Below are 24,118 nucleotides of genomic sequence, written 5' to 3' on the forward strand. Positions count from 1 at the left end.
AACAATCATTAACTATTCACTTTCAACTTTTAACTTATCATATCATGGATTACAAAAAATTATTAACCCTATTTATCGTAGCAGCCTTTGGTGGTGCTGTTGCCTTGGGTCTCAACAAATTAATCGACAGCCCAAACAATGACATTTTGGGCGAAAAGCAACCAGCTTATTTTACAGCACTTAATGGAAGCAAGCTCAACGAACTTCCAGATTTTACAGCGACTGCATTAGCGGTAACCCCAACAGTAGTTCATATAAAAACTACGATTAATGTCACCTCACAACCTCAAGCTCAACAAATGCCTCAAAATCCGTTTGGTGATTTATTCGGCGACAAAAGTCCTTTCTTTCAAATGCCCCATGGCCCACAGCAGGCAAATGGTTCAGGGGTTATTATATCCGATAATGGTTATATAGTTACCAATAACCATGTGATAGAAGGAGCCGATAAAATTGAAGTGGTACTGCACGACAAACGGAGCTATACTGCGGAGGTAATTGGCAAAGACGCTAACACCGATATGGCATTGCTCAAAATTGAAGAAAAGAGTTTACCCTTTATCGCATTTGGTAATAGCGACGAAACCAAAGTGGGCGAATGGGTATTGGCAGTAGGCAATCCTTTCAACCTAACATCTACGGTAACAGCAGGCATCGTGAGTGCCAAAGGTCGTAATATTAGATTGATTGAAGGCGATGCACCCATCGAAGCATTTATACAAACTGATGCTGCGGTAAATCCAGGAAATTCAGGAGGTGCGTTGGTTAACCGACGTGGTGAACTTATAGGAATTAATACCGCTATTGCATCGCAAACTGGAAGCTATGCAGGTTATGCATTTGCTGTGCCTGTTGAGTTGGTGAAGAAAGCAGTAAATGATTTTAAAGAATTTGGCGAAATACAACGTGGTTTCTTAGGTGTGCAAATTCGTGATATTGATGCGGAGCTTGCCAATAAAGAAGGATTAAAAGACAATAAAGGAATCTATGTGGCTGAAGTAACTGATGGTTCTGCGGCTGAAAAAGCGGGAATTCAAAAAGGAGATATTATAACTAAAATAAATGATGTAGTTGTAAATTCCGTTGCTGAATTGCAAGAGCAAGTAAGTCGTCACCGCCCAGGAGAAAAATTAAATGTGGCAGCACTTCGTAAAGGCAAAGAACAACTATTTAGTGTAACGCTAAAAGGCAAAAATGGACAAACAACCATTCCGGATGCTACCGCTAAAACAGAAAAAGCAACCGTAAAAGGTTCTGAATTTTCATCAATTTCTCGTGAAGAAAAATCAAGTGCAAAAGTTGCCAATGGTGTTAAAGTTTTGAAAGCTGGTGAGGCACTTAAAAAAGTAAATTTACCTGCTGGCTTTATTATAACACATATTGATGGGAAACAAATGTTCACTCCCGCCGATGTAAAAAAATCATTGATTGAAATGAAAGAAGTTGCAGTAATTAAAGGCGTGAATGCTGATGGAACCAAAGGTTATTACGCAGTACCTTTGGAATAAGTAATATATAATACCATTCTAAAAACTACAATAGTCTAAAAGACTATTGTAGTTTTTAGAATGGTAATGCCGAACTACAATACATTTAGTCCCTTTTTTATGACTATTATATAATGAGTCTTGGTATAATACATTTATTATTTAGGTGCGATAGCATTGAAACCCATTGCGAATATTTTTATAACGCCATAGTATCCCCCGTCTCCATTGACATTAAGATAAGTTGCATTGATATTAGGCTTGATACCTGCTTCAAGTCCAAAACCCAAAATTAATGAACCGCTAATAGAAGAGTAAGAATCAAAACCAACTCTCACACCTATTTTCCTAATATCTAAAGATGACACAGTGGCTGGAGGTGTATCATAAGAAAAACCAGGTGTTAGCAAGCAATGTATATACATATTATGAAAGTGTTCAAAACTTTTTGTTCTTCCCTTCGCATCTTCAAAATTTATTAAATTTCTAGATATGCGACTCAAGCCCACCGCAAGAATATTGGATGAGTAATTACTATAAATATGGTTTCTATTAGAATCATCTCCAGCATTAAAACTCCCTTTGCCAAATACATAACCTAAATCTACGCCATATTGAACAAGTATATTTGCCTTATGCCCTATATTATAGGATACGTTAGGCCCTCCTCCATCAATTGAAATTCTTCCATCTTTCAATTTCTCATTTTCAAAAAAATAATAGGAGCCATTAAATCCCAACCAATTCGCAGGTAAACGCTTGTTTTCACTTATATCAAACAGGGCTGCTTTTCTGAAAACAAATGAAGCTTTTTTGGTCGGAAAAAGATGTGCGTCAACCGACAATAACCTTTGCCAATCTTCAAAATAAACAGGTGATATGATTCCCACGCCAACCCAAAGTTTTTTCATGGATTCAGAATTATCATAATTCAAAGTCCACGTTTTTGTTTGTCCATCACTAAAAGTAGCGGTTTGCTTTTGTGCATTTGCTGTAATAGACATTAGAATAATAAAAGTTAAAGTTAATTTACATTTCATGGTAAGGTTATTATAATTTAAGTTTAAGAATATCTAAACCGGAAACATAATCTATAATCTGATTTTAAAAAAAAATATTTTTATAGCCTAAACATGGTTCGGATGTAGATTAATTACTCGCGAATATTGAAAAATAACTTTTAGCTAAATATAAATAATGCACAAAATGTGCATATCCACAACACATTATTTTTACGTCATTATCATAATTAAATAACCTAATAAATACAAATTGGTGAAACTGCAACTGAAATTTTGCGGCAATAAAATAATCAAGTAATTTATTAAACCATTTAATTAAAAACCCATGAAAAAATTTACCAAAATTGTATTTGCAGCTATGTTTGTAGTGTTTTCACTATTTGCAATTGATGGTTGCCAAAAAGAAGCAACACCAAAAAACCTTGCTACAAAAGTCACTGAAAAACCTACCGCATCCGTTAGTGGATTTCCCGAACAATTTGAGAGCGGAACCAAAACAGCTTATGCCGCCGCCAATGTTACTTTAGCCTCCGGATCTTGGAACTTAAGCAATGCACTTATTGGCACTTCCTCATCCGACCGCAAAAACGGAAGCCAAGCGGTTCGCATAACTTCAACTGGGATTGTGAGCATGAACTTTAATGTAACCGCTGGTGCAAGTCAAGTATTGGTAGCACATGCCAAATATGGCAGCGACGGAAGCAGCACTTGGCAACTCGATGCATCGACAGATGGTGGTAGCACTTGGGCTCAAGTTGGCAGCACACAAACAACCTCGTCCACTACATTAAGTACCGCTAGTTTTAGCATGAGTTACACTGGTAATGTTCGTTTCAGAATTAAGAAATTAACAGGCACTAGTTACCGTATTAATATTGACGATTTCGATATACAAGACAATGGCAGTGCCACCGCAACCCGCGACGACAATATGGGTATGGGCAACCCTAGTGGAGCTACCACAAGCACTTCTGATTCCAATAACTATTTGATGAGCAAAACCCAATATACTTTGGCGTACAACAACAGTAAAGCCGGCCCTAAATGGGTATCATGGCATTTAAGTTCGGCATGGAAAGGATCAGCTACGCGTTGCGATTGCTTTACTGGCGATGCCTCTTTACCCACAGGTTATTTTAAATCGACCACTGGTAATTATACAAACACAGGTTTCGATCGCGGCCACATGTGTCCTTCAGACGATCGTGATGGTAGTGCTGCCGACAATGCAGCTACATTTTTAATGACCAATATAATGCCACAAGCACCAGTACTTAACCAACAAACATGGGCAAGCCTCGAAACATATTGCCGCACACTTCTTACCCAAGGTTACGAATGTTATATAATATCAGGAGCTTATGGACAGGGCGGAACAGGCAGTAATGGTGGCACTACAAATACGATTAACAACGGTAAAATAAATGTGGGTTCTCGCTACTGGAAAGTGATAGTAGTACTTCCCATAGGTAGCAACGATGCAAGCAGGGTTAGCACCGCAACACGAGTAATAGCAGTAGATATGCCCAATAACCAAAACGTGAATTCAAATTCTTGGGGTTACTACCGCACTACCGTAGATGCTATAGAATCGGCAACGGGATATAATTTCCTTTCCAATATTTCTACCACTATACAAAGCACCATAGAATCTGCAGTTGACAGCGGACTTACACAATAATATAATAAAATATATACATTTGAATTAATGCATAAATGCTGGCATCTTTACATTAGAGGCCAGCATTTTTGTTTAATATTATCAAAAAAAAAGTTCCTCTCATGAAGCACTTCCCCTAAATGAAAATATACTTAAAACTATTATTGAATAGTATACTTGAATTTGAATGTAACACCGTTACTTGTAATTTCTATAACATTGCTAGTTGTACTTTGAAGAGGATTAAATGTTCCGCTTGCAATAACTTCGCTTCCCAAAACATCAACATCCACCAATTCGTATTTCCATGTTTCATTGGTAAACTTCACAGAAGTGTTTGCGGTAAGTGTTGCAGTTGTAGCATTATCGGCAGTATTGGTAGAGTAGTCAAAACCCGAGCTGCTGCTTTTTCCGAAATTTATTTTCAAGTCTGGAGAATCGCCCGAACCATCCCATGGATTTCCATTAGCTTTGTTAGTAGACACATTGCTCACATCTATATTAGAAGCATTGCGGTATCTACATTCAGTGTTTTTGTCGGCAGTCGCACTATAATTGTCCGCATTGGGATCAGTACAACCCGACTCTCTGCAACTTGTTAGCGAAAGAGAAAGCATGGCAAGCATGCCCATTGTTATTATTTTAATTTTCATAATTTATATGTGTTTATTAGCGTACAAAATTATCAGATGTCCTTATCCACGTTGTTACATAACTTCGCAAATATTTTACATCATTCCCACATCACTTATTGCTATATACTTCACACATTTGCTCAGGCTCTTTAGAAAAAAAAATTATTTTCTTTTTTATTCCCTTATCCATCTGTAAAAAAAAATCGTTATTCTTGCACTCAAAATAACTGGATACAGTGAACATAACCAATGTAATGATTGTAGACGACGAAGAGGATGCTGGAAGCCTCTATCGGCAACAGTTTCGCAAAGAAGTGCGAAATGGGGAATTGAATCTACACATAGCCATGAGTGGTTTTGAAGCATTAGAGATGCTCGAAAAAATCAATAAAGAAAGACCACTAATTATTCTTAGCGATATAAATATGCCTGGAATGAGCGGTATTGAGTTGCTAAAAATAATAAAAGAACGGTGGCCCGACCTTCGGGTGATAATGGTAAGTGCCTATGCTGGAAACGATACTTACCAAAAAGAAGCTCACACTTACGGGGCCGATGATTTCCTGAGCAAACCCATAGATTTCGATATCATAAAAAGCAAAATATTTGTAAGTTGAGAACAACCCCGAAAATTTTATTTGTAGACGACGAGCCTGACTTGGAACTGATGATTAAGCAGAAGTTCCGCAAGCAAATTCGTGATGGCGAAATGACATTGGAGTTCGCATCAAATGGTACCGAAGCAATCGATAAACTGTTGAAGGACCCGAGTATTGACGTTGTTTTTACTGATATCAATATGCCCGTTATGGATGGACTAACCTTTCTAGCCAAGATTAAAGAACTAAAGATACCACATACCAAAGCCGTTATCGTTTCTGCCTATGGCGATATTGACAAAATAAGGCTTGCAATGAATACCGGTGCTTTCGACTTTATAACCAAGCCCATCGACTTTGACGATTTGGAGGTAACACTTAATAAAGCCGTAGCCGAAGTATCGCTGCTGAAAGAAGCGGTTGAAGTAAAACTGCAACTGCAAGTTGCTGAAATTGAAAAAGACAAAGCCATACTAAGCGAGAAATTCAAGCAACAATTTTTGGCAAACATGAGTCACGAGATTCGTACACCTATGAATGCAATTATTGGTATGGCAAGATTGGCTATCAATACATCTCTTAACGAAACCCAGCAAAAATATTTGGATGGCATAAGGCAGAGCGGTGAAAACCTGATGGTTATTATTAATGACATCTTAGACTTTTCTAAAATAGAAGCAGGCAAACTAGAGTTTGAGGAAATAAACTTCAGCCCTAGACAAGTTTTGCAAACAGTGCACGATACCTTAAGATTCAAAGCCGAAGAGAAAAATCTTTTATTGCATACCCATGCTAACGATGATGTTCCCCAGCACTTAATAGGCGACCCCGTTAGGCTTAACCAAGTTATATTAAACCTAGCTGGCAATGCAGTGAAATTTACCGCAAATGGTAGCGTCACCATCTCGCTGATACTTGCTGGCGATAAGGATGGTAAGGCAAATATTCGTGTTGAAATAAAAGATACAGGTATTGGTATTGCCGAAGACAAAGTAGGTGCTGTATTCGATAGTTTTTCGCAGGCAAGCAGCGATACCACTCGCAAATTTGGGGGAACTGGTCTCGGGCTTTCCATCTCGAAAGAGTTGGTAGAAATGCAAGGAGGCACAATCGGTTTGACCAGCAAATTGGGAGAAGGCACCACTTTTTGGTTCGAAATTCCTTATAACGTTGGTGAAAATATTATAAAAACAAAACACGAAGAAAAAAAAATACGCAATATTGATAATATAAGAATTCTATTAGTTGAAGACAATGCCTTTAACCAGATGGTGGCAACAGACACTTTGCAAGAAATGATTCCGGGAGTTTATATCGATGTAGCTGAAAATGGCCAAGAAGCGTTGGACAAAGTATCTCAAACAGCTATACTAAGCCACATGAAATTTCCTTACCATATAGTATTGATGGATGTGCAAATGCCCATCATGGATGGTTTTGAAGCCACTAAAAAAATAAGAGAACTTGCGGGCACCCTATCACAAATTCCTATTATGGCACTTACCGCCAATGCCATAAAAGAAGAAGTAGAAAAATGTAAGGAGGCAGGCATGAATGACTTTGTAACAAAACCTTTTGACCCTGCTGTTTTATTGGAAAAAATAGCTATGCTTGTAAGTTAAAAGCCCTTCAACAAGCAAAATGAAAAATAATATCCCGATAGCCCTTCCCGATAGCCCCGCCGCGGCGGTGGGGAGCAGCGAGGGGAATAAAATAAAAAATATATAAAATGGCACTTACTGATTTATCCTTCATCCAACAGTTTACGGGCAACGATCCCGCAAAAGCAAAAAAGTACATTACCATGTTTCTTACATCAGCTCCGCTGCTGGTTCACAAAATGGAAGAATCACTGGCAAGTGGCGATTTTGATACCTTACGTATCAATGCACATAGCCTGAAACCATTGATTAGTTATATGGGCATCGCCAGTCTCGAGCAACCTATAAAAGATATTGAAAGCTATGCCGCAAGCAAATCTGATACAAATGCTCTTCCACAGATGCTTGAATCATTCAAATTACAAATTGGAAAAGCCATAGAAGAATTAAAAGTAAAAGAAGCTTCGCTATAAGCATTATATTTATTATTAATGATATAAATTTGCTGCCTCATTCTGTATTTATAAAAAATTAGAAAATGAAACCGATAAAAATATTTGTTGTTGACGACGACCCTATCCAATTGGAGATGATTACTGACCACTTGGGCAAATTCAAAAATTTTACTTTCCAAACTTTTGCTACCGGAGAAAAGTTACTGGATAAAATATCTGAGAAACCAGACATCGTGATCCTAGATTACAACCTGGACAGTGTGGACAAAGATGCAATGGAGGGTATTGATGTATTGCAAGAAATAAAGAAACTTCATGAAAAGGCTGAAGTTATAATGTATAGTGGTCAAGACAGTATTGAAGTAGCTGTTGAAACCATGCGTTTCGGAGCTTTTGACTATGTGAGTAAAACCCCAAGTGCATTTTACCGAATGGAGAATATCATACATCGCATAATCAAATTCCGTCAAATTCAGTCGGATGCGAAAAGATATAAGCTAATGGTACAAATGGCTGGATACGGAGTAGTAATTGCCGTTGCCCTCACCATTATTCTTAAGTTGATGGGGATAAAAGTTTTTGGGTGGGTCAGTTAATCTAGGTTTATTGGTCGTCTTATTCGTAGATTGTGTTTTTCATTGCGATTAACACAACTTATCTTTGTAAATATATGAGCAAACACGGCAAAATATTGGTAGCCATGAGTGGTGGATTAGATTCTACCGTTACCGCGGTGATGCTTCGCGAAGAAGGTTATGAAGTGGTGGGCATCACCATGAAAACGTGGGACTATGCCACATCCAATACCAGTGGTAAAGAAACAGGTTGTTGCTCGCTTGATAGTATTAATGACGCCAGAGCAATAGCGGTGCAACATGGCATTCACCACATGATTTTGGATATTAGAGACGAGTTTGGTGATTATGTAATTAATAATTTTGTGGGAGAATATATGGCCGGCCGCACCCCCAATCCTTGTGTGCTGTGCAATACGCATATAAAATGGGAAGCCTTGCTTAAGCGTGCCGACCAATTGGATTGTGAGCATATTGCTACAGGCCATTATGCAAAAACACGTTTTGAAAACGAAAGATATATAGTGTCAAAAGGATTGGACGCTGGCAAGGACCAATCTTATGTTTTGTGGGGTTTAAGTCAGAAAAGCTTGGCAAGAACCATGTTCCCGATTGGCCATTTGCATAAAAGCCAAATTAGGGAAATGGCTTTGGAACGTGGTTATCATGAAATGGTATCCAAGAGTGAAAGTTATGAAATTTGTTTTGTGCCCGACAATGATTACAGGGGGTTTCTTAAAAATCGCATCCCCGGACTTGAAGCCCAAGTAGCTGGAGGGGATTTTGTTTTGAGAGATGGAACTATCGTGGGTAAACACAAAGGTTACCCGTTTTACACAGTTGGGCAAAGAAAAGGATTGGAATTAGCTTTTGGCGAACCTTATTTTGTGCTCTCGATAGATTCAAAAACCAATACAGTGACCTTAGGCAAAAAAGAAGAATTGGAACAAAACGGTATGTGGGTGGGTGACATCAATCTACAAAAATATAATACCATCCAAAAACCTCTGGAAACCATTACCAAGGTTCGTTATAAGGATCCTGGCACATTGGCCACTATTAATCAAGTAGATGATTATATGGAAGTGAAATTCCACAGTAAAGTTAATGCCATAGCACCTGGTCAGTCAGCAGTGTTCTATGAAGGAGATGATGTAATAGGTGGTGGATGGATTAAATCTGCATTCGAAATAGAAAAAAATACAGCACAAAAACAAACTGAATGGGCATAAAGCAAAAGCATATTATATATATTGTTATTCTAATATTTGTATTTGCAGGTTGCCGTTCGAAAGATGAACCGCTTATAGAAACTGGCACCTCCCTTTATCCTGATGGTGTTGGACGAGAACTTATATATCAAGTGGACTCTATACGCATAGATCGATTTACTAGCAAGACCGACACTTTCAAGTTTTTTCTCCGTGAACTCATCGAATCAAAATATATAGACAATACTGGCAAGTCCACAAATAGAATTGTATTATATCAAAGTGTAGGAGATACAGGGCCATGGATTGTGCGTGCCGTTATTTCCAGTCAAAAAACGGCTTACGAATTATTTCGCACCGAGGATAATCAGAATATTATGAAATTGGTTTTCCCTGTTGTTTCCAATAGCCAATGGGATAGAAATAAATATAATACTATGGGGGTCGACTATGCCACCTATATCAATATTTATGAACCCCGAAAAGTAGGGAAATTTTCTTATGATTCTACTGTAACCGTTTTAATTCAAGACGATACCAATCAAATAGAACGGCGGTATCGCAGCGAGATTTGGGGGAAAAACATAGGAATGCTTTATAAACAAACAGATACGGTCGATTATCAGCCAAGCCAGTATCCTTATGGTATTCTTTATCGCATGACCTTGATAAACCATAAGCCTTGATGAATTTGCAAGAGTGAAAAGCGGCTCCTTTATTAAATTTTATATCACGGCGTTTTTGCTTTTGGGTTTTTGTTTGGCAGAAGCTCAATCCGATAGGTATTTGGTTTTGTTTACCGACAGTTTAGAAATAATTGAGAAATACCCTATTAGTCAAGATTCTAATAAATTTATTATAACAGAAATCAGTTTCAATAGGAAGCCCACTTGGGCAAGTTATTCAAGAACCGCCAAACCTCAATTATCTAAATTGGCTACCGATAGAAGAGAAAAACTGCATATTAAACTTGAAAGCTCGGATTATTTTGTTATGCCCGGTTTTATGGATAGTCTATCGAAATACCCTATCCACATAATTCGCCCCAGTCGTTGGCTAAACGGCGTGTTGGTGGTGATATCAGACACCGACGTTTTAAATAAAATTAGCAAACTTGAATTTGTAAAAAGTGCTTTATTCCTCGGCAAACTACCCGATGACTATACCCCTGCTAGTTTCGACCCCGGCAATATACAAACCAAGACAGAAGAGTCAAGCGATTTTCAACGTGCTTATTTTGATAAAGAACACATAAATCCACGTATACAAGGATTTGCTTATGAGCAACTGAAAATGATATTCGATTCATTGGTTGATGAAACGCCGTATCAAAAAGTCGATTTCCCCATTGCTGTTATTGATGCGGGTTTTAGGAATGTGAATCTAATACCCTGCTTCAAACATTTGTTTAGGAATAATCTTATACAGGGAACGTATGATTTCTCATCGAACGATAGTATGGTTTTCGATGATGATGACCATGGCACCAAAGTACTTTCCTGTTTGGCGGGTTACGATCAAGGTAATTTTTCGGGTTCAGCTCCTAACTCAAAATTTTGGCTTTTGCGTAGTGAAGAAACCGCTTCAGAAACCTTGGCTGAAGAAGTTTTGTGGTGTCTTGCAGCAGAATATGCTGACAGTGTAGGATGTGGATTGATAACATCTTCATTGGGTTATAATTACTTCGACAATACGGAACATAATCACAGTTATGAGGAAATGGATGGCGAGCACACAATTATAGCCAAAGCCATTAAGATTGCCGCATCAAAAGGCATAACTGTAATAAGCAGCAGTGGCAATGAAGGTGATAAAACTTGGCATTATATCACAACGCCTGGCGATTCAAAATATGCTCTTACTTTAGGTGCCTGCAACAAAAAAGGAGAATATGCATATTTTAGTTCGATAGGCCCTAGCAGCGATGGAAGAACAAAACCCGATGTGGTTACTTTGGGATATGAAACCGTGGTGTGCAGCCCTATGGGCAATTATACCCAAGCAAATGGGAGTTCATTTTCAACACCATTGATGGCAGGATTTGTGGCACATCTCAAACAAGACTTCCCTTTAATTGCTGACAGCATATTATTTGATGCGATAAGATTTTCGTCAAGCCAAGCAAGTCAACCAAATAATAAAATGGGGTATGGTATACCCAATTACATGGCTGCGAAAAAACTTTTATCTTTTTATCAAAGTTCCGATTACACTGGAATTATTTGGAGCATAAGCAAAACGAATAACGACTTTGAGATTAGAAAACTGAATGATGGTAAAACAGTGCGAGTATTATTAAAATCAGGTACTAAAATTCTGAATCAATTTGATGTGCAAAACTCGTTTCACTTATTCAATACCTACAAATTGACCTTTTCCAAACGGTTGAAAAAAGGTAAAAAATATACCTTAGAATTCATTGATGAAAACAAAAAAACCTTACTAGTGAGCAATTTAATTGTTCACCAATAAGGTTCTATATATTCTTGTTTTAGCAGAGACTATGCGTCTTCGCCAAACTCGTGATGCTTTTTTGCCCAAACAAATACTCCTACGATTATCAGGAATAAACATCCAACAGTGATTAATGCGATCTGCATTCCGTCAGCTCCTACAGCTTGCACTTGCAAAGCAATAAAAAGCATGAGTAATCCAACTGTTTTGGCTTTGGCCACATCCTTAACGCGTAAGGCTTTGTTGATGAGTTTTTTCATGGTTGAAAATTAATTAAATTGTTTTTTATTCTGCTTATAAGAACAACATCAAATGTAAAAAGGTTGCTTTGTTTAATCTTTTAAACTTAATTCAAAAGAAAACTATAATACAGAAAGGAACAAACACGAACTTACACAAAAGCTTGTAAATAAGAGATGTAAGTTTGGCTAACCCTTGCAAACAATGGGTCTAAAGCAATTAAATCGTACAAATCGACAAATTAATTATTTTTTTATGACATTAAAATGACACAAAATATAGACTCTAAACCTTAAGTAAAGAATTCAAAACAATAATTATGCGGGATTATTCTCCAACAACCTCAACACCAATCTGAACACTGATGCCTTTAAATAAATTAACAGTAGCAGTAAAGCTTCCGGTTGATTTGATATCCGAGTCCAAAACGATTTTGCGACGGTCTATTTCATGTCCCTTGGCTTTAAGGGCCTGAGAAATAAGTAGCGGAGTGACAGAACCAAATATTTTATCATTGCTACCCACTTTAGCTCCCACAGTAACTGAGAAATCTTTAAGTGTTTCGGCAAGTTGATTGGCTTGGTTTCTTATTTTATCCAGTTTGAATGACGCTTGTTTGATATCTTCAGCAAGGTCTTTCAACTTGGATTCAGTGGCCATTGCGGCCATACCGCGTGGAATCAAAAAATTATTTGCATATCCGTTTTTCACAGAAACAACATCATCTTTATAACCCAGGGATTTTATATCTTCTCTTAAAATAATTTTCATAATATATTTCTCCTTAATAATTATTTCAAGCCATCGGCAACATAAGGCAACAAACCAATATGTCTTGCACGTTTGATAGCTTGGGCTACTTTTCGTTGATACTTAAGTGATGTGCCGGTAATACGGCGTGGAAGGATTTTACCTTGCTCGTTTACAAATTTCATTAAAAAATTGGCATCTTTATAGTCAATATATTTAATGCCATTCTTTTTGAAGCGGCAATATTTCTTTTTTTGCGGTTCAGCATTTTGATTGCTAAAGGCAAACTGATTTTTGTTGTATTTTGGAGCACTCATACTTTAAAATGTTATGCGGTTTGGGATTCAGCTTCTGCTTTTTTAGCCTTTTGAGAATTAAGTTCACCATTGCGGCGGCGTTGATTGTAAGCCATTGAATGCTTATCTAAAGCTATAGTCATGTAGCGTAAAACTCGTTCCTCACGTTTGAGAGTTAGCTCCCATTTGGAAACAAAATCGTCTTTTGCTGTAAACTCGAAAAGATGGTAAAATCCTGAATTCTTTTTGTCGATTGAGTAGGCCATTTTGGTTAGCCCCCAAGCTTCTTCATGTAGCACCTTTCCTCCTTCGCTTGTAATCAACTGCCTAAACTTGGCAATGGAATCTTTCACCTGCTCCTCACTGAGGACTGGTGTGATGATGATTACTGATTCGTATTGTGTCATTTGTTTTTTTAATTTCTTTTAAAAATTTTGGGCTGCAAAGGTAAGCGACCTACTCAAAACAAACAATCGTTTACGAAAATATTTTTTGCTCAATGGCTTTTGCACATTCGATGTATAAAAAAAATCGAAGCGAAGCCCGGATAATTTATATTTTTGCACACGATATAAAATCTAAAATTTTGTCATCTTCTAAACGTACACATTTTATTACTTCAGTTGTAAGCACTACCACCGTGCTGTACATGTTTTCCCTTTTTGGGTTATTCATATATGTAGGCAATAATTTGGAAAAACACCTGAAAGAGAATATTGTGCTGCATGTTTACCTAAAAGCCAATTACCCTGAAAACGAGCTAAAACAGTTTGAAAAAGAATACCTTTTCAAAGATTTCATCAAGTCATTCGATTTCAAGTCGCCTGAAACCTCGCTGAGAGAAGCCAAGGAAAGTATTGGTGAGGACCTGGTTTCAGAATTAGATTCTAATCCTTTTAACCCAAATTATGAGGTGTATTTAAATGCTAACTCTTCGTCGCAAGATAGAATTGCCCATGCTGAGACTTCCATAAAGGCAAGTAATATGGTTGAAGAAATAAGCTTCCCAAAAAACATAGCCGACCTCATAGAGGAACGTTTTGCTACCATTGCCCCTATCCTACTATTCCTTTGTATTATATTGGCTATCGTTGCCATTACCTTAATAAACCATAATGTTAAACTCAATATTTTCTCACAACGGTTTTTAATAAAAAGCATGCAAATGGTTGGGGCTACAAAAGCATTTATCATCAAACCATTCTTAAAAAGAGCTGTGATCAATGGCGTTTTAGCCGGGGTGTTTTCATCGTTGCTTATATTTAACACAGCATACTTCGCTCTTTATTACGTACCCGATTTAAGAGCTGTTTTGCCCGACTTCAGGACCGATATTAACATTACCCTATTGCTCATATTGTTTGTTGTCTTATCTTTGTGCGGTGTTTTGGTTTCCACAATTTGTACTTGGACTGCAACACGCCGTTACCTAAAAACTCAAATAGACGAATTATATTAATTATATGCAAAAGACTACTCATAAAACAGCTCCAAAGCACCCTGATTATCCAAACTCATTTGCTTTTGGCAAAGCGAATTACCGCTGGATGTTTATTGGCCTTGCTGTAATTGTACTTGGTTTTATACTGATGTACGGCAAAGAAGATATATACGATACCCGTAAAATTATTGTTGCCCCAGTAGTTGTGTTAATTGGTTTTGCCATACAGGCATACGCCATTATGAAAAAATCTGCCGAATAAAATCTCATGAGTATTATTGAAAAAATTATTTTAGCCATCATTGAAGGCTTAACAGAGTTTATACCTGTGTCGTCTACAGCCCACATGAAAATGGCTTCAATGCTGCTAAAAACTGACACCACAGTAGAATTGGAAACATTTTTAGTAGCGGTACAATTTGGAGGAATACTTGCCGTAGTTGTAGTATATTGGAAAAAGTTTTTCCAAAGTTTTGATTTATATATAAAATTAGCCATTGGCGTGCTCCCTTTTGGATTATTAGGACTACTCCTAGAAAAATATATTGATAAATTACTGGTAGGTAATGGCACTTTACCCGCAGTAGTTATTTCGCTTTCACTCATTATAGTTGGTTTTGTATTATTGTATATCGATAGTTGGTATCATAAGAATAAAAAATTCAACCGTACGAATATCACCTATATGCAATCGTTGAGGATTGGCCTCTTCCAATGCTTTGCATTGATACCAGGTGTTAGTCGCAGTGCCGCCACCATATTTGGGGGACTAGCCCAAAAGCTTAGCTGGAAGCAAGCTACAGAGTTTTCATTTTTCTTAGCTGTACCTACAATTTTTGCCGCATCAATATATAAACTTCATAAAAACTGGGATCAGGTTTCTGAAATACCTGATTTTGTTAGAGACCTCGCCATTTGTAATGTTGTATCATTTATAATTGCCTTAATTACTATTTCTGCCTTTATTAATTTTATCAATAAAATTGGCTTCAGGGCATTTGGTATTTATAGAATCGCAGTTGGTTTATTGTTTTTGATTTTCGCTCTTAAAAGTTGAACAAAGCAGAAAATCCTGGCGAAATCATATTGGTTGATAAACCTTTATTTTGGACCTCATTCGCCGTAGTTGGCTATTATAAACATTTGTTAAAACCTATCAAAGTTGGCCATGCCGGCACACTTGATCCATTAGCCACTGGTTTGCTATTGCTGTGTACTGGCAAAAAAACCAAAGAAATTTCCACCATTCAGCAAATGCCCAAGGTATATACTGGAAGATTTATTTTGGGATACACTTCTGCATCTTACGATTTGGAAACTGAAACTATTCCATCATTTGTTACTGATATTGATGAAGAAAAAATTTCTGAAGCAGTAAAAACATTTGAAGGTGATATTATACAAATCCCTCCTGCCCACTCAGCCATAAAAGTAGATGGTGTTCGCAGTTATGAAATGATTAGGCTAGGTGTAGAACTGGAAATAAAACCTCGATGGACCACTGTATATAAATTTGAAGTGCAGAAATCGGGTGAGAATATATATAATTTTGAAGTTTGTTGCAGCAAAGGAACCTATATCAGAACTTTAATAAACGACTTGGGAACAAAACTAGGCTGCGGTGCGTTATTAATAGAATTAAGACGCACCATGATAGGAGATTATAATGTTGATAATGCAAATAAAATTGACACTTTAAATGTACATCGGGGTGGAAAAATAAAAGATAAAGTCTATCATATTCAAGATAGTATATTTTTGCAGAAAATAAATTTTAACAGTGAAGGTCTATTATAATATACCAGACGTACCACTTATCAATAACCCAGTGGTAACTATTGGCACCTTCGATGGTGTACACACAGGGCATGTTGAAATTCTTGAATTACTTAAAAAAATCGGTCACCAAATAAACGGAGAAACTGTTATCATAACTTTTCACCGCCACCCTCGCAAAGTATTGTATCCTGACGATGACTCGCTAAAAATGCTCACCTCCCTTGAAGAGAAACTACAATTATTTGAGCAAAGAGGAATAGACCATGTTTTAATTTTAACATTTGGAAAGGATATATCGCAACTGGAACCTGAAGATTTTGTAAAAGATATATTGGTGAATGGCATGGGGGCCAAGCATTTGGTGATAGGCCACGACCACCGGTTTGGCAAAAACCGTAAAGGCGACTTTAATACCATGCTACAATTGGCCAAAGTATATAATTTTGAGGTGCGAGAAATACCTCCTTTTTTGGTTGAAGGTATTACCGTGAGCTCTACCAAAATTAGAAATGCATTAACCATTGATAATAATTTACAGAAAGCCAATCATTTACTCGGACGTAAATACTCCCTAAGTGGTAAAGTGGTTATAGGTAATCAAAACGGACATAAGTTGGGATTTCCAACCTGTAATTTATTTATAAAAGATAACAGCAAACTTATCCCTGCAAATGGCGTTTATGCAGCAATAGCAAGTGTGGCGGGTAAGCAAATGCAAGCAGTTGTAAATATTGGAAACCGTCCCACATTCAATTTAACAGGTACCGTGGTGGAAGCACATTTATTAAATTTTGAAGGCGATTTATATGGTGAAGAATTGACCTTACAATTTATAGAGCGATTGCGTGACGAACAAAAATTTGAAAGTTTGGACGCACTAAAAATACAAATAGGAAAAGATATAGCAATTGCAGAAAAAATATTTGCGAACACTATATGATAAAAGTAGGATTAACTGGTAATATCGGAAGTGGTAAATCTACCGTGGCCCGCATTTTTAAATCGATGGATGTGCCTGTTTTTGTGGCCGATGAAGAATCAAAAAAATTGATGGTAAGCAATCCCGAACTTATCTTAAAAATAAAAGAACTATTGGGCGAAAAAGCCTATTTGTCAAGTGGTGGACTTGATCGTTCTTATATAGCAAATATAGTATTTAACGATGCATTGATGCTGGAAAAACTAAATCAAATAGTACACCCCGCCATCGAAAATTATTATATAGAATGGTGCAAACAATATACGACAGAAAAATATACTATTAAGGAAGCTGCTATATTATTTGAAAGTGGAACCTATAAAACTTGCGATAAAATAATTACCGTTGCTTGCGACACAGAAACTGCGATAAAACGAGCAGTTGCAAGAGATGGAAAAAATACAGCAAGTATAAAAGCCCGATTAAATAATCAAATGCCGCAAGAAAAAAAAATATCGCTAAGCCATTATGTTATATGGAATAATGAGGGTGATGAAGTATTACCTAAAGTGATGGAAATACACAAGGCCTTGAGCGTGCAATAATTGAAAGAAGTGGGATGTACCAGATTCGAACTGGTGACCTTTACCATGTCAAGGTAACACTCTAACCAACTGAGCTAACATCCCGTTTATACCGAAACTAAATATATAATAGTCCAAAAGAAAGGGACTAATCCCCCCGCATCCTGATAATTATCGGGATTAAGCGGGGCTTTCGGGATGTAGCTCGGCATTGCCATTCTACAAACCAATCCGCCACAGGCGGAGAACTATTATAGTTTAAGAATTGGTATAACATTCTACAAACTAAATCTGCCACAGGCGGAGAACTATTTTAGTTTAAGAATTGGTATTATTTGTGCAAAGATATTCTCTTTTTTTCGATACCAATTAATCTATCATCATATATTTTTGCAGCACATAAAATCAGAAAATGGAAAACCAAAAATCACCAATATTTATATCGACTGATATGGCCATCAATTCGTGGGAAGATGTAAAACCATATTTTGAAAATTTAGCTGAAAGGGCACTAAATAACAGTCACGACTTGCACCAATGGCTGCTTGATAGAAGCATGCTAGAAGCAATGTTGGAAGAAGATATGGGCTGGCGTTATATACGCATGACCTGCGATACTACCGACAAAGAACGTGAACAAAGATACCTCACCTTTGTAAGTGAAATAGAACCGCAAATTGCTCCTTATCATGATTTGCTTAACCGCAAGATGGCTGAATCAGCATACTTGTCAATATTAGAGAAACCCGAATATCACAATTATATAAGGTCTGTAAAAGAAGAAATAAAAATTTTCAGGGAAGAGAATATTCCGCTACAGACAGAAATACAAACTGAGCAGCAAAAATATGCAGCCATTAGCGGTGCCATGACTGTGACAGTGGATGACAAGGAACAAACTTTACAACAAGCTGCAAACTATTATAAGAGTAATGACCGTGCCAAACGCCAACAAGTGTATGAGCAGATAACAAAGCGTCGTTATCAAGATGCGGAAGATTTAGAAGATTTATTTGATGTACTTTTAAAATTGCGACACCAAGTAGCCGTAAATGCGGGCTTTGCAAATTTCAGGGATTATATGTTTGTGGCCATGGGCAGGTTCGATTATACCGTGAACGATTGTGAAATGTTTCACCAATCGGTAAAGAATAAAGTAGTACCTATGGTGCGTGAATTGTTATTGCACCGAAAAGAAAGATTGGGATTGGATAAACTTCGACCTTGGGATACAGAAGTGGATTTAGACGGCCACCAACCTTTGAAACCTTTTGCTGATGGGAAGGATTTATTGAATAAAACTATACAATGTTTCGATCATATAGATCCATTTTTCAAGCAAGTAATCAATACTATGATAGCCCAAGGTCATTTCGATGTGGAATCGAGAATAGGAAAAGCTCCAGGCGGATATAATTATCCTTTGCCAGTGAATGGTTATCCGTTTATATTTATGAATGCGGCAAGCAATACCCGCGATGTGGAAACAATGGTACACGAAGCAGGCCATGCATTTCATTCTGTATTAACTAAAGACTTAGAATTAAATGCTCAAAAAGCATTGACAAGTGAAATAGCTGAACTGGCCAGCATGAGTATGGAATTAATTTCATCGCATTCTCAAAATGTTTTTTATACAAATCCTGATGACCATAAAAGAGCTAGACTTGAACATTTGGAAGGTATTATAGAGGTATTGCCTTGGGTTGCTACGGTTGACAAATTCCAACATTGGTTATATACAAATCCCGGCCATACCCGTGCTGAAAGAGGAGATGCTTGGTTACGCATTAGTCAAGAATTTTCGGGCAATGTGGTTGATTGGGAAGGCTATGAAAAATTCCGCCCTTATAGTTGGCATAAACAATTACATATATTTGAAGTGCCATTTTATTATATAGAATATGGTTTTGCACAGCTTGGTGCAGTGGGCGTTTGGCGTAATTATCTACAAAACCCAACACAAACATTACAACAATATAAAGAAGCATTGTCATTGGGATATACCCAATCAATTCCTGATATATATAAAACCGCAGGCGTGAAATTTGATTTCAGCGAAAACTATATAGGAGAACTTGTTGCTTTTGTTAGCGAACAAATGAAAAGCCTTTCCTAGGCGAAAGTATATATATATGCTTTTACCCGAAATTCAAGTAGCAGATTTCGACTACCTATTACCCGATAGCAGAATAGCCATGCATCCCTTGCCCAAAAGGGAGGAGTCGAAGTTATTGGTATATAAAGATGGTGCTATATTACACGAGCATTTTTATGATATCGCAAACTATTTACCTTCCCAAACTTTGGTATTGTTTAATAATAGCAAAGTGATAAATGCTAGACTCTATTTCAGAAGAAAGACAGGTACTGAAATAGAAGTATTTTGTTTAACTAAAGCTGTGGAATATGAAACCAAATTCAACGAAAGTTATTGGTATTGTTTGGTAGGAAATGTGAAACGATGGAAAAAGGATGAGACCTTACTTAGGGAAACTTCATTATATAATGCCACAATAAAACTGCAAGCTAATTTTATAGAAAAATCCGACAACCAATTCATCATTAAATTTACTTGGAATTCCAATCATAGTTTTTATGAACTATTGGAAATGTTTGGCCAAGTTCCCTTACCACCTTATATAAAAAGACATACCGACATTACCGACCGCAAACGCTACCAAACGGTGTATGCACGACATAATGGGTCAGTAGCTGCTCCTACTGCTGGACTTCACTTTACAGATGAAATTCTGAAAAAGTTAACAGCGAAAAAATGTATTATAGATGAACTTACTTTACATGTAGGTGCAGGTACATTTTTACCTATGAAATCGGATACGGCCAATGAGCATATAATGCATCCCGAAAAAATTATTGTTACGCAAAAAAACATAGACAATATAATACATCAATTAGATTATCAATATCCCATTGCAACCACAGGAACCACTGCTTGCCGCACTTTGGAAAGTTTGTATTGGATAGGTGTAAAAATATTGACAACACAATTTGAAAACAAAGGACTATTATTAGACCAATGGGAACCCTATCAGTTAGATGATACAATTGAACCCATAAAATCATTGGAAGCATTATTAGATTATATGCAAAAAAATGATTTGCAAACCATAGAGGGTTATACCAAAATGATGATAGTGCCCGGTTATAAATTTAAATTAAGCAATATATTAATTACGAATTTCCACCAGCCGCAAAGCACACTGCTCATGCTTGTCTCAGCCTTTACAGACGGGCATTGGGAGGATATATATAAGGCTGCTTTGGCAAATGATTATCGTTTTCTGAGCTATGGAGATGGGAGTATACTTTTTAGGAGCTGAATAATATAAATCACCAGATGGAAATACCAATACAGTCGCCATATTTTTACAATTTTTTCTTACCTACCCATCGAGGCACCATCATGGTAAGCATATCATTACTTACATCTCTGACTCTAAGCCATCTTCCTAATTCAACAACTGTTGGTATTCTGTCAATCGGTATATCATGATTGATTTCCTTTTTGGAATAACCTACGGTAAATAATCCTTTCGTATTAAAAGCGAAATTCTTCACCCTTTGCGGATTTTTGCCATAATATAAACAAACAACTTTATAATGTTTCTCTCTTACCAATTTTGCAAGTATTGTTGTATCTGCAATAAATTGTGCTGTGTTTTCAAAATTAAAAAAATATACAATACTCTTCTTTCTCCATCTCAGTTTTTTGCTATGGTGGGTCTTTTGATCAACTGTTTTGTATTTGAATTTTTTAAGTTTTTGACCTGTTTTTAAAGAGTTCTCATTTCCTGTTGTACTATTATATGTTAACTCCATACTTGTGCCAGATGCAGCAATTTTGGAAATTGCATAACGTATTCCACTATGTATAATACTATTCTCTCCATTGCCTATCTCTATTGCCCCAGCTTCGTCTTCGGTACTTATATAACCCGATTTATATTCACCCATTACAATCATATCTTCTTCCGGTTCATTATATATACCATTCAAATTTCCATCGTACAATCCTATGCAAAAACTATCTTTTTCCCATTTAAAATCAATTGTTCTGGCTTTATATATTTGCAACCTAAACCCAATATCAGCCCACATTAAGGGTCGTTCGGGAAAAGCATGATCATAATATTCACGAAGCAATAAACGGTATTTGGCATTGTTGCTAAAATCAAACCTACTTAAATGATATACAAGCACTCCAGACGTGTCTTTTTCATTCACAAAAGTTAACTCTAAATATTTAAAATATTGGTCTATGGTAACAGGACTTCCATCATCTGTAAAATCCAAATTCTTATTATAGTCCACCCAAATTTTCGTAGGAGCACGCATATATACATTACCCATAACTACTGCCACATAACTTTTGTTGTAGCTGCCTACAACGCCATTGAAATCGAGCAAAGTATAACCACTGTCCAAGCAATCTTTCATATCTGGTAATTTGATACTTACATTTTCGGTACTCGGTTTTTCGCCTACCGCCTCTTTATCAACATTGATAAAACTCCCTTTCAATCTCCATACAGGTGCCGCAACCAAACTCTTGTCAAATTTTTGGTCTTTTGAAAAATTATCTAGCGAGAGCTTGGTCTGACCCCATGTATAATTGGGTATGAACAGTAAAAATAGGATGAATAGGCGATTATACATGAAGGCAATTAAATCTTTTGCAAAGATGCATAGAAAAACTAAATACTGTATCTATATATTTGCACACTGATGAATATTGTTTTACTGGCCAATTACGCTCCTACATCGCTATCTGGCTATGTATACAGGGCTTTGCAGCAAATGGGCCATGCCATTACGTTTGTGAGTCCACAAGAGGGGTTAGAAGATTCTATTGGTTGTAAACCCTTTTTAGATGTGCCGCTGTTTCTGAACAAACAAAATTTGAAACCTGACTTATTGATTGTGGTTGAATCGAGTGTTCATCCTTTGCTTGTTCCATTGAATCTAGAAAAGTTAAATTGCGTTACAGCTTGGTGGGCTATCGACAACCATATTAATTATCGTTGGCATAAAGAGTTTGCCGTATTTTTTGATTATGTGTTTTTTGCCCAAAAAGATTTTACACAACAAGCATCCAAATACGCAGGCAAAAATGTAGCGTGGCTGCCTTTGGCCTGCGACCCAAGCATACATCAAAACAAACACTTAGAGCGAACCGTAGCTTGCGGATTTGTGGGAAATATGAACAAACATCGCCAACATTATTTTGACCAATTAAAAACAAAAACCCATATACAAATTGTAAATGGTTTGAACCCATACCAAATGGCCGATTATTATAATACCTGCAAATCGGTATTTAATATTTCTATGCGTGGCGATTTGAATATGCGAACCTTTGAAGCTATGGCTTGTGGCAGTTTGCTTATTACGCAAGATATACAAAATGGAATAAATGATTTGTTCGAACCTGGTAAAAATATAATTACGCATAACTTAAATAATGCTGCTGAGGTAATCAATTATTACGAAAAAAATTCCGAACTCATTGCACCCATAGCACAAGCTGGTTACGAACTTGTAATTCGCGAACACACATACAGCAATCGCATGCAAACATTGATTACCCTAGCAGGTGGCGGCAAAAAGCAATTATTTGAAACAGATGTATACGCCATCAGAAAACATTATATGTTTAACCACCGCCATTTTAAATCAAACCATTTGGATTCCTATAATACTTTGTATAACCATGTTTCGTTCTTCAAAAAAATCAAATATAAAGTATTATACTTTTTTGCATTTTTGTGGCATAAGAAATATTTGTGGGGAGTGAGGAAATTTGGGTAGACCAAATAAATGTTTCCCGCCGCGGCGGGAAACATTATAGCAAGTTCTTCAAGTTTGAAATTCTCGACAAAATCTTGTGTATCGTTATACAATATTCCAAGCCAATTTTTATTTATACCGAAACTCAATATATAATAGTCCAAAAGAAAGGGACTAAACATATTGTAGTTCGGTATTACCATTCTGAAAACTAATCCGCCACAGGCGGAGAACTATTATAGTTTAAGAAATGGTATAACCTTGCTCAATCATCAAGAATTATATCAAAATAGTTTTCAAAATCAAGAAAATTATTTGGTCGTATTTTCTCATTCAAAGGTGGCAATAACCACTCATAAGGTTTGGTATCATTAAACAAAACAGGTGGTACAGTTGAAACCGAAATGGTGGTACAGTTGGAACCGAAATATTCACGCAGACCTTGCAATGATAATGTAGTTGCCGTTCGCAGAACGGCGACTACGGGTTAAGCAGTGGTATGAATAGACCTCTTTCATAATTCAAATAAGAAAAGCCAAATTATAACGGACACTTTATTTTATTGTAGTATCGCTCGCCGCGAACTCCGATAACTATCG

Annotated in this window: 27 protein-coding genes and 1 tRNA gene; 19 read left to right on the top strand and 9 right to left on the bottom strand. The window is 36.8% G+C overall.

From position 1 onward, the window contains the following. The first annotated feature begins 44 nt into the window (after positions 1-44). Entirely contained in the window at positions 45-1,508 is a 1,464-nt protein-coding gene (locus SGJ10_00400) for a Do family serine endopeptidase (protein MDZ4756582.1), read from the top strand. Positions 1,509-1,645: 137 nt separating this feature from the next. Here the strand turns inward: SGJ10_00400 and SGJ10_00405 are convergent, their stop codons facing one another. Further along, positions 1,646-2,527 carry a hypothetical protein gene (locus SGJ10_00405; protein ID MDZ4756583.1) on the bottom strand — a complete coding sequence of 294 codons (882 nt, stop codon included), beginning with the start codon at positions 2,525-2,527 and terminating at the stop codon, positions 1,646-1,648. A 307-nt stretch (positions 2,528-2,834) separates the two neighbouring features. Here SGJ10_00405 and SGJ10_00410 point away from each other — a divergent pair, with 307 nt between their 5' ends. Further along, on the top strand, positions 2,835-4,190 hold the full coding sequence (locus SGJ10_00410; GenBank protein ID MDZ4756584.1) for a DNA/RNA non-specific endonuclease: 1,356 nt from the start codon (positions 2,835-2,837) through the stop codon (positions 4,188-4,190). A 140-nt stretch (positions 4,191-4,330) separates the two neighbouring features. Here SGJ10_00410 and SGJ10_00415 read toward each other — a convergent pair whose 3' ends face one another. Beyond that, a complete protein-coding gene (locus SGJ10_00415; GenBank protein ID MDZ4756585.1) occupies positions 4,331-4,822 on the bottom strand; it encodes a hypothetical protein in 492 nt (163 codons plus the stop codon). A 218-nt stretch (positions 4,823-5,040) separates the two neighbouring features. Between SGJ10_00415 and SGJ10_00420 the strand changes: the two genes are divergently transcribed. The 7 genes from SGJ10_00420 to SGJ10_00450 all read left to right on the top strand — a co-directional run bounded on the left by SGJ10_00420 (position 5,041) and on the right by SGJ10_00450 (position 11,717). Next, positions 5,041-5,421 carry a response regulator gene (locus tag SGJ10_00420; GenBank protein MDZ4756586.1) on the top strand — a complete coding sequence of 127 codons (381 nt, stop codon included), beginning with the start codon at positions 5,041-5,043 and terminating at the stop codon, positions 5,419-5,421. Beyond that, entirely contained in the window at positions 5,418-7,025 is a 1,608-nt protein-coding gene (locus SGJ10_00425) for a response regulator (protein ID MDZ4756587.1), read from the top strand. Before SGJ10_00420 ends, SGJ10_00425 begins: the two co-directional genes overlap by 4 nt. A 107-nt stretch (positions 7,026-7,132) precedes the next feature. Further along, positions 7,133-7,477, top strand: a complete 345-nt coding sequence (locus tag SGJ10_00430; protein ID MDZ4756588.1) for an Hpt domain-containing protein — start codon at positions 7,133-7,135, stop codon at positions 7,475-7,477. A 65-nt stretch (positions 7,478-7,542) separates the two neighbouring features. Further along, positions 7,543-8,055 carry a response regulator gene (locus SGJ10_00435; protein ID MDZ4756589.1) on the top strand — a complete coding sequence of 171 codons (513 nt, stop codon included), beginning with the start codon at positions 7,543-7,545 and terminating at the stop codon, positions 8,053-8,055. Between the two features lie 74 nt (positions 8,056-8,129). Next, complete coding sequence (gene mnmA / locus SGJ10_00440) at positions 8,130-9,266, top strand: tRNA 2-thiouridine(34) synthase MnmA (GenBank protein MDZ4756590.1); 1,137 nt, start codon at positions 8,130-8,132, stop codon at positions 9,264-9,266. Then, positions 9,257-9,931, top strand: coding sequence for a hypothetical protein (locus SGJ10_00445; GenBank protein ID MDZ4756591.1), 675 nt, complete (start codon positions 9,257-9,259; stop codon positions 9,929-9,931). Before mnmA ends, SGJ10_00445 begins: the two co-directional genes overlap by 10 nt. Positions 9,932-9,944: 13 nt before the next feature. Next, positions 9,945-11,717 carry a S8 family serine peptidase gene (locus tag SGJ10_00450; GenBank protein MDZ4756592.1) on the top strand — a complete coding sequence of 591 codons (1,773 nt, stop codon included), beginning with the start codon at positions 9,945-9,947 and terminating at the stop codon, positions 11,715-11,717. Between the two features lie 29 nt (positions 11,718-11,746). On the opposite strand, the gene SGJ10_00455 is transcribed toward SGJ10_00450, so the two are convergent. The 5 genes from SGJ10_00455 to SGJ10_00475 form a co-directional block, all read right to left on the bottom strand. Next, complete coding sequence (locus SGJ10_00455; GenBank protein ID MDZ4756593.1) at positions 11,747-11,959, bottom strand: hypothetical protein; 213 nt, start codon at positions 11,957-11,959, stop codon at positions 11,747-11,749. A 307-nt stretch (positions 11,960-12,266) separates the two neighbouring features. Next, on the bottom strand, positions 12,267-12,710 hold the full coding sequence (rplI, locus tag SGJ10_00460) for a 50S ribosomal protein L9 (protein MDZ4756594.1): 444 nt from the start codon (positions 12,708-12,710) through the stop codon (positions 12,267-12,269). A gap of 20 nt (positions 12,711-12,730) precedes the next feature. Then, positions 12,731-13,006 (bottom strand): 30S ribosomal protein S18, encoded by a 276-nt coding sequence (gene rpsR, locus SGJ10_00465; protein ID MDZ4756595.1) that lies wholly within the window; start codon positions 13,004-13,006, stop codon positions 12,731-12,733. Positions 13,007-13,017: 11 nt separating this feature from the next. Next, positions 13,018-13,392 carry a 30S ribosomal protein S6 gene (gene rpsF / locus SGJ10_00470; protein MDZ4756596.1) on the bottom strand — a complete coding sequence of 125 codons (375 nt, stop codon included), beginning with the start codon at positions 13,390-13,392 and terminating at the stop codon, positions 13,018-13,020. Between the two features lie 145 nt (positions 13,393-13,537). Next, entirely contained in the window at positions 13,538-13,660 is a 123-nt protein-coding gene (locus SGJ10_00475) for a hypothetical protein (protein ID MDZ4756597.1), read from the bottom strand. A 16-nt stretch (positions 13,661-13,676) separates the two neighbouring features. Between SGJ10_00475 and SGJ10_00480 the strand changes: the two genes are divergently transcribed. The 6 genes from SGJ10_00480 to coaE are packed head-to-tail and all read left to right on the top strand — an operon-like array spanning position 13,677 to position 17,729. Further along, on the top strand, positions 13,677-14,444 hold the full coding sequence (locus SGJ10_00480; protein ID MDZ4756598.1) for a permease-like cell division protein FtsX: 768 nt from the start codon (positions 13,677-13,679) through the stop codon (positions 14,442-14,444). A 4-nt stretch (positions 14,445-14,448) separates the two neighbouring features. After that, positions 14,449-14,688 carry a DUF3098 domain-containing protein gene (locus SGJ10_00485; GenBank protein MDZ4756599.1) on the top strand — a complete coding sequence of 80 codons (240 nt, stop codon included), beginning with the start codon at positions 14,449-14,451 and terminating at the stop codon, positions 14,686-14,688. Between the two features lie 6 nt (positions 14,689-14,694). Next, on the top strand, positions 14,695-15,483 hold the full coding sequence (locus tag SGJ10_00490; GenBank protein MDZ4756600.1) for an undecaprenyl-diphosphate phosphatase: 789 nt from the start codon (positions 14,695-14,697) through the stop codon (positions 15,481-15,483). Beyond that, positions 15,480-16,223, top strand: a complete 744-nt coding sequence (gene truB, locus SGJ10_00495; GenBank protein ID MDZ4756601.1) for a tRNA pseudouridine(55) synthase TruB — start codon at positions 15,480-15,482, stop codon at positions 16,221-16,223. Before SGJ10_00490 ends, truB begins: the two co-directional genes overlap by 4 nt. Further along, positions 16,207-17,145: a bifunctional riboflavin kinase/FAD synthetase gene (locus tag SGJ10_00500; protein MDZ4756602.1), complete on the top strand. Its 939-nt coding sequence runs from the start codon at positions 16,207-16,209 to the stop codon at positions 17,143-17,145. Before truB ends, SGJ10_00500 begins: the two co-directional genes overlap by 17 nt. Then, a complete protein-coding gene (gene coaE, locus SGJ10_00505; protein ID MDZ4756603.1) occupies positions 17,142-17,729 on the top strand; it encodes a dephospho-CoA kinase in 588 nt (195 codons plus the stop codon). The genes SGJ10_00500 and coaE overlap by 4 nt, the downstream gene beginning before the upstream one ends. A 10-nt stretch (positions 17,730-17,739) precedes the next feature. On the opposite strand, the gene SGJ10_00510 is transcribed toward coaE, so the two are convergent. Beyond that, positions 17,740-17,813 (bottom strand) — tRNA-Val (locus tag SGJ10_00510). Positions 17,814-18,120: 307 nt separating this feature from the next. Between SGJ10_00510 and SGJ10_00515 the strand changes: the two genes are divergently transcribed. Beyond that, positions 18,121-19,827, top strand: coding sequence for a M3 family oligoendopeptidase (locus tag SGJ10_00515; protein MDZ4756604.1), 1,707 nt, complete (start codon positions 18,121-18,123; stop codon positions 19,825-19,827). Between the two features lie 16 nt (positions 19,828-19,843). Then, positions 19,844-21,052: an S-adenosylmethionine:tRNA ribosyltransferase-isomerase gene (locus SGJ10_00520; GenBank protein MDZ4756605.1), complete on the top strand. Its 1,209-nt coding sequence runs from the start codon at positions 19,844-19,846 to the stop codon at positions 21,050-21,052. 46 nt (positions 21,053-21,098) lie between these two features. On the opposite strand, the gene SGJ10_00525 is transcribed toward SGJ10_00520, so the two are convergent. Next, positions 21,099-22,388: a hypothetical protein gene (locus SGJ10_00525; GenBank protein ID MDZ4756606.1), complete on the bottom strand. Its 1,290-nt coding sequence runs from the start codon at positions 22,386-22,388 to the stop codon at positions 21,099-21,101. A gap of 69 nt (positions 22,389-22,457) precedes the next feature. Between SGJ10_00525 and SGJ10_00530 the strand changes: the two genes are divergently transcribed. Beyond that, positions 22,458-23,540 carry a glycosyltransferase gene (locus SGJ10_00530; protein MDZ4756607.1) on the top strand — a complete coding sequence of 361 codons (1,083 nt, stop codon included), beginning with the start codon at positions 22,458-22,460 and terminating at the stop codon, positions 23,538-23,540. 341 nt (positions 23,541-23,881) lie between these two features. Next, entirely contained in the window at positions 23,882-24,010 is a 129-nt protein-coding gene (locus SGJ10_00535) for a hypothetical protein (GenBank protein MDZ4756608.1), read from the top strand. The last annotated feature ends 108 nt before the right edge of the window (positions 24,011-24,118 follow it).

Source organism: Bacteroidota bacterium (assembly GCA_034439655.1).
In the GTDB taxonomy this organism is placed as follows: domain Bacteria; phylum Bacteroidota; class Bacteroidia; order UKL13-3; family UKL13-3; genus CANJUD01.

What these genes read in the sequence shown, in the direction of transcription:
- SGJ10_00400 (MDZ4756582.1), top strand. Translation starts at nt 45, where the DNA reads ATGGATTACAAAAAATTATTAACCCTATTTATCGTAGCAGCCTTTGGT.
- SGJ10_00405 (MDZ4756583.1), bottom strand. Translation starts at nt 2,527, where the DNA reads ATGAAATGTAAATTAACTTTAACTTTTATTATTCTAATGTCTATTACA.
- SGJ10_00410 (MDZ4756584.1), top strand. Translation starts at nt 2,835, where the DNA reads ATGAAAAAATTTACCAAAATTGTATTTGCAGCTATGTTTGTAGTGTTT.
- SGJ10_00415 (MDZ4756585.1), bottom strand. Translation starts at nt 4,822, where the DNA reads ATGAAAATTAAAATAATAACAATGGGCATGCTTGCCATGCTTTCTCTT.
- SGJ10_00430 (MDZ4756588.1), top strand. Translation starts at nt 7,133, where the DNA reads ATGGCACTTACTGATTTATCCTTCATCCAACAGTTTACGGGCAACGAT.
- SGJ10_00435 (MDZ4756589.1), top strand. Translation starts at nt 7,543, where the DNA reads ATGAAACCGATAAAAATATTTGTTGTTGACGACGACCCTATCCAATTG.
- mnmA (MDZ4756590.1), top strand. Translation starts at nt 8,130, where the DNA reads ATGAGCAAACACGGCAAAATATTGGTAGCCATGAGTGGTGGATTAGAT.
- SGJ10_00445 (MDZ4756591.1), top strand. Translation starts at nt 9,257, where the DNA reads ATGGGCATAAAGCAAAAGCATATTATATATATTGTTATTCTAATATTT.
- SGJ10_00455 (MDZ4756593.1), bottom strand. Translation starts at nt 11,959, where the DNA reads ATGAAAAAACTCATCAACAAAGCCTTACGCGTTAAGGATGTGGCCAAA.
- rplI (MDZ4756594.1), bottom strand. Translation starts at nt 12,710, where the DNA reads ATGAAAATTATTTTAAGAGAAGATATAAAATCCCTGGGTTATAAAGAT.
- rpsR (MDZ4756595.1), bottom strand. Translation starts at nt 13,006, where the DNA reads ATGAGTGCTCCAAAATACAACAAAAATCAGTTTGCCTTTAGCAATCAA.
- rpsF (MDZ4756596.1), bottom strand. Translation starts at nt 13,392, where the DNA reads ATGACACAATACGAATCAGTAATCATCATCACACCAGTCCTCAGTGAG.
- SGJ10_00475 (MDZ4756597.1), bottom strand. Translation starts at nt 13,660, where the DNA reads ATGAATAACCCAAAAAGGGAAAACATGTACAGCACGGTGGTAGTGCTT.
- SGJ10_00485 (MDZ4756599.1), top strand. Translation starts at nt 14,449, where the DNA reads ATGCAAAAGACTACTCATAAAACAGCTCCAAAGCACCCTGATTATCCA.
- SGJ10_00490 (MDZ4756600.1), top strand. Translation starts at nt 14,695, where the DNA reads ATGAGTATTATTGAAAAAATTATTTTAGCCATCATTGAAGGCTTAACA.
- coaE (MDZ4756603.1), top strand. Translation starts at nt 17,142, where the DNA reads ATGATAAAAGTAGGATTAACTGGTAATATCGGAAGTGGTAAATCTACC.
- SGJ10_00515 (MDZ4756604.1), top strand. Translation starts at nt 18,121, where the DNA reads ATGGAAAACCAAAAATCACCAATATTTATATCGACTGATATGGCCATC.
- SGJ10_00520 (MDZ4756605.1), top strand. Translation starts at nt 19,844, where the DNA reads ATGCTTTTACCCGAAATTCAAGTAGCAGATTTCGACTACCTATTACCC.
- SGJ10_00525 (MDZ4756606.1), bottom strand. Translation starts at nt 22,388, where the DNA reads ATGTATAATCGCCTATTCATCCTATTTTTACTGTTCATACCCAATTAT.
- SGJ10_00530 (MDZ4756607.1), top strand. Translation starts at nt 22,458, where the DNA reads ATGAATATTGTTTTACTGGCCAATTACGCTCCTACATCGCTATCTGGC.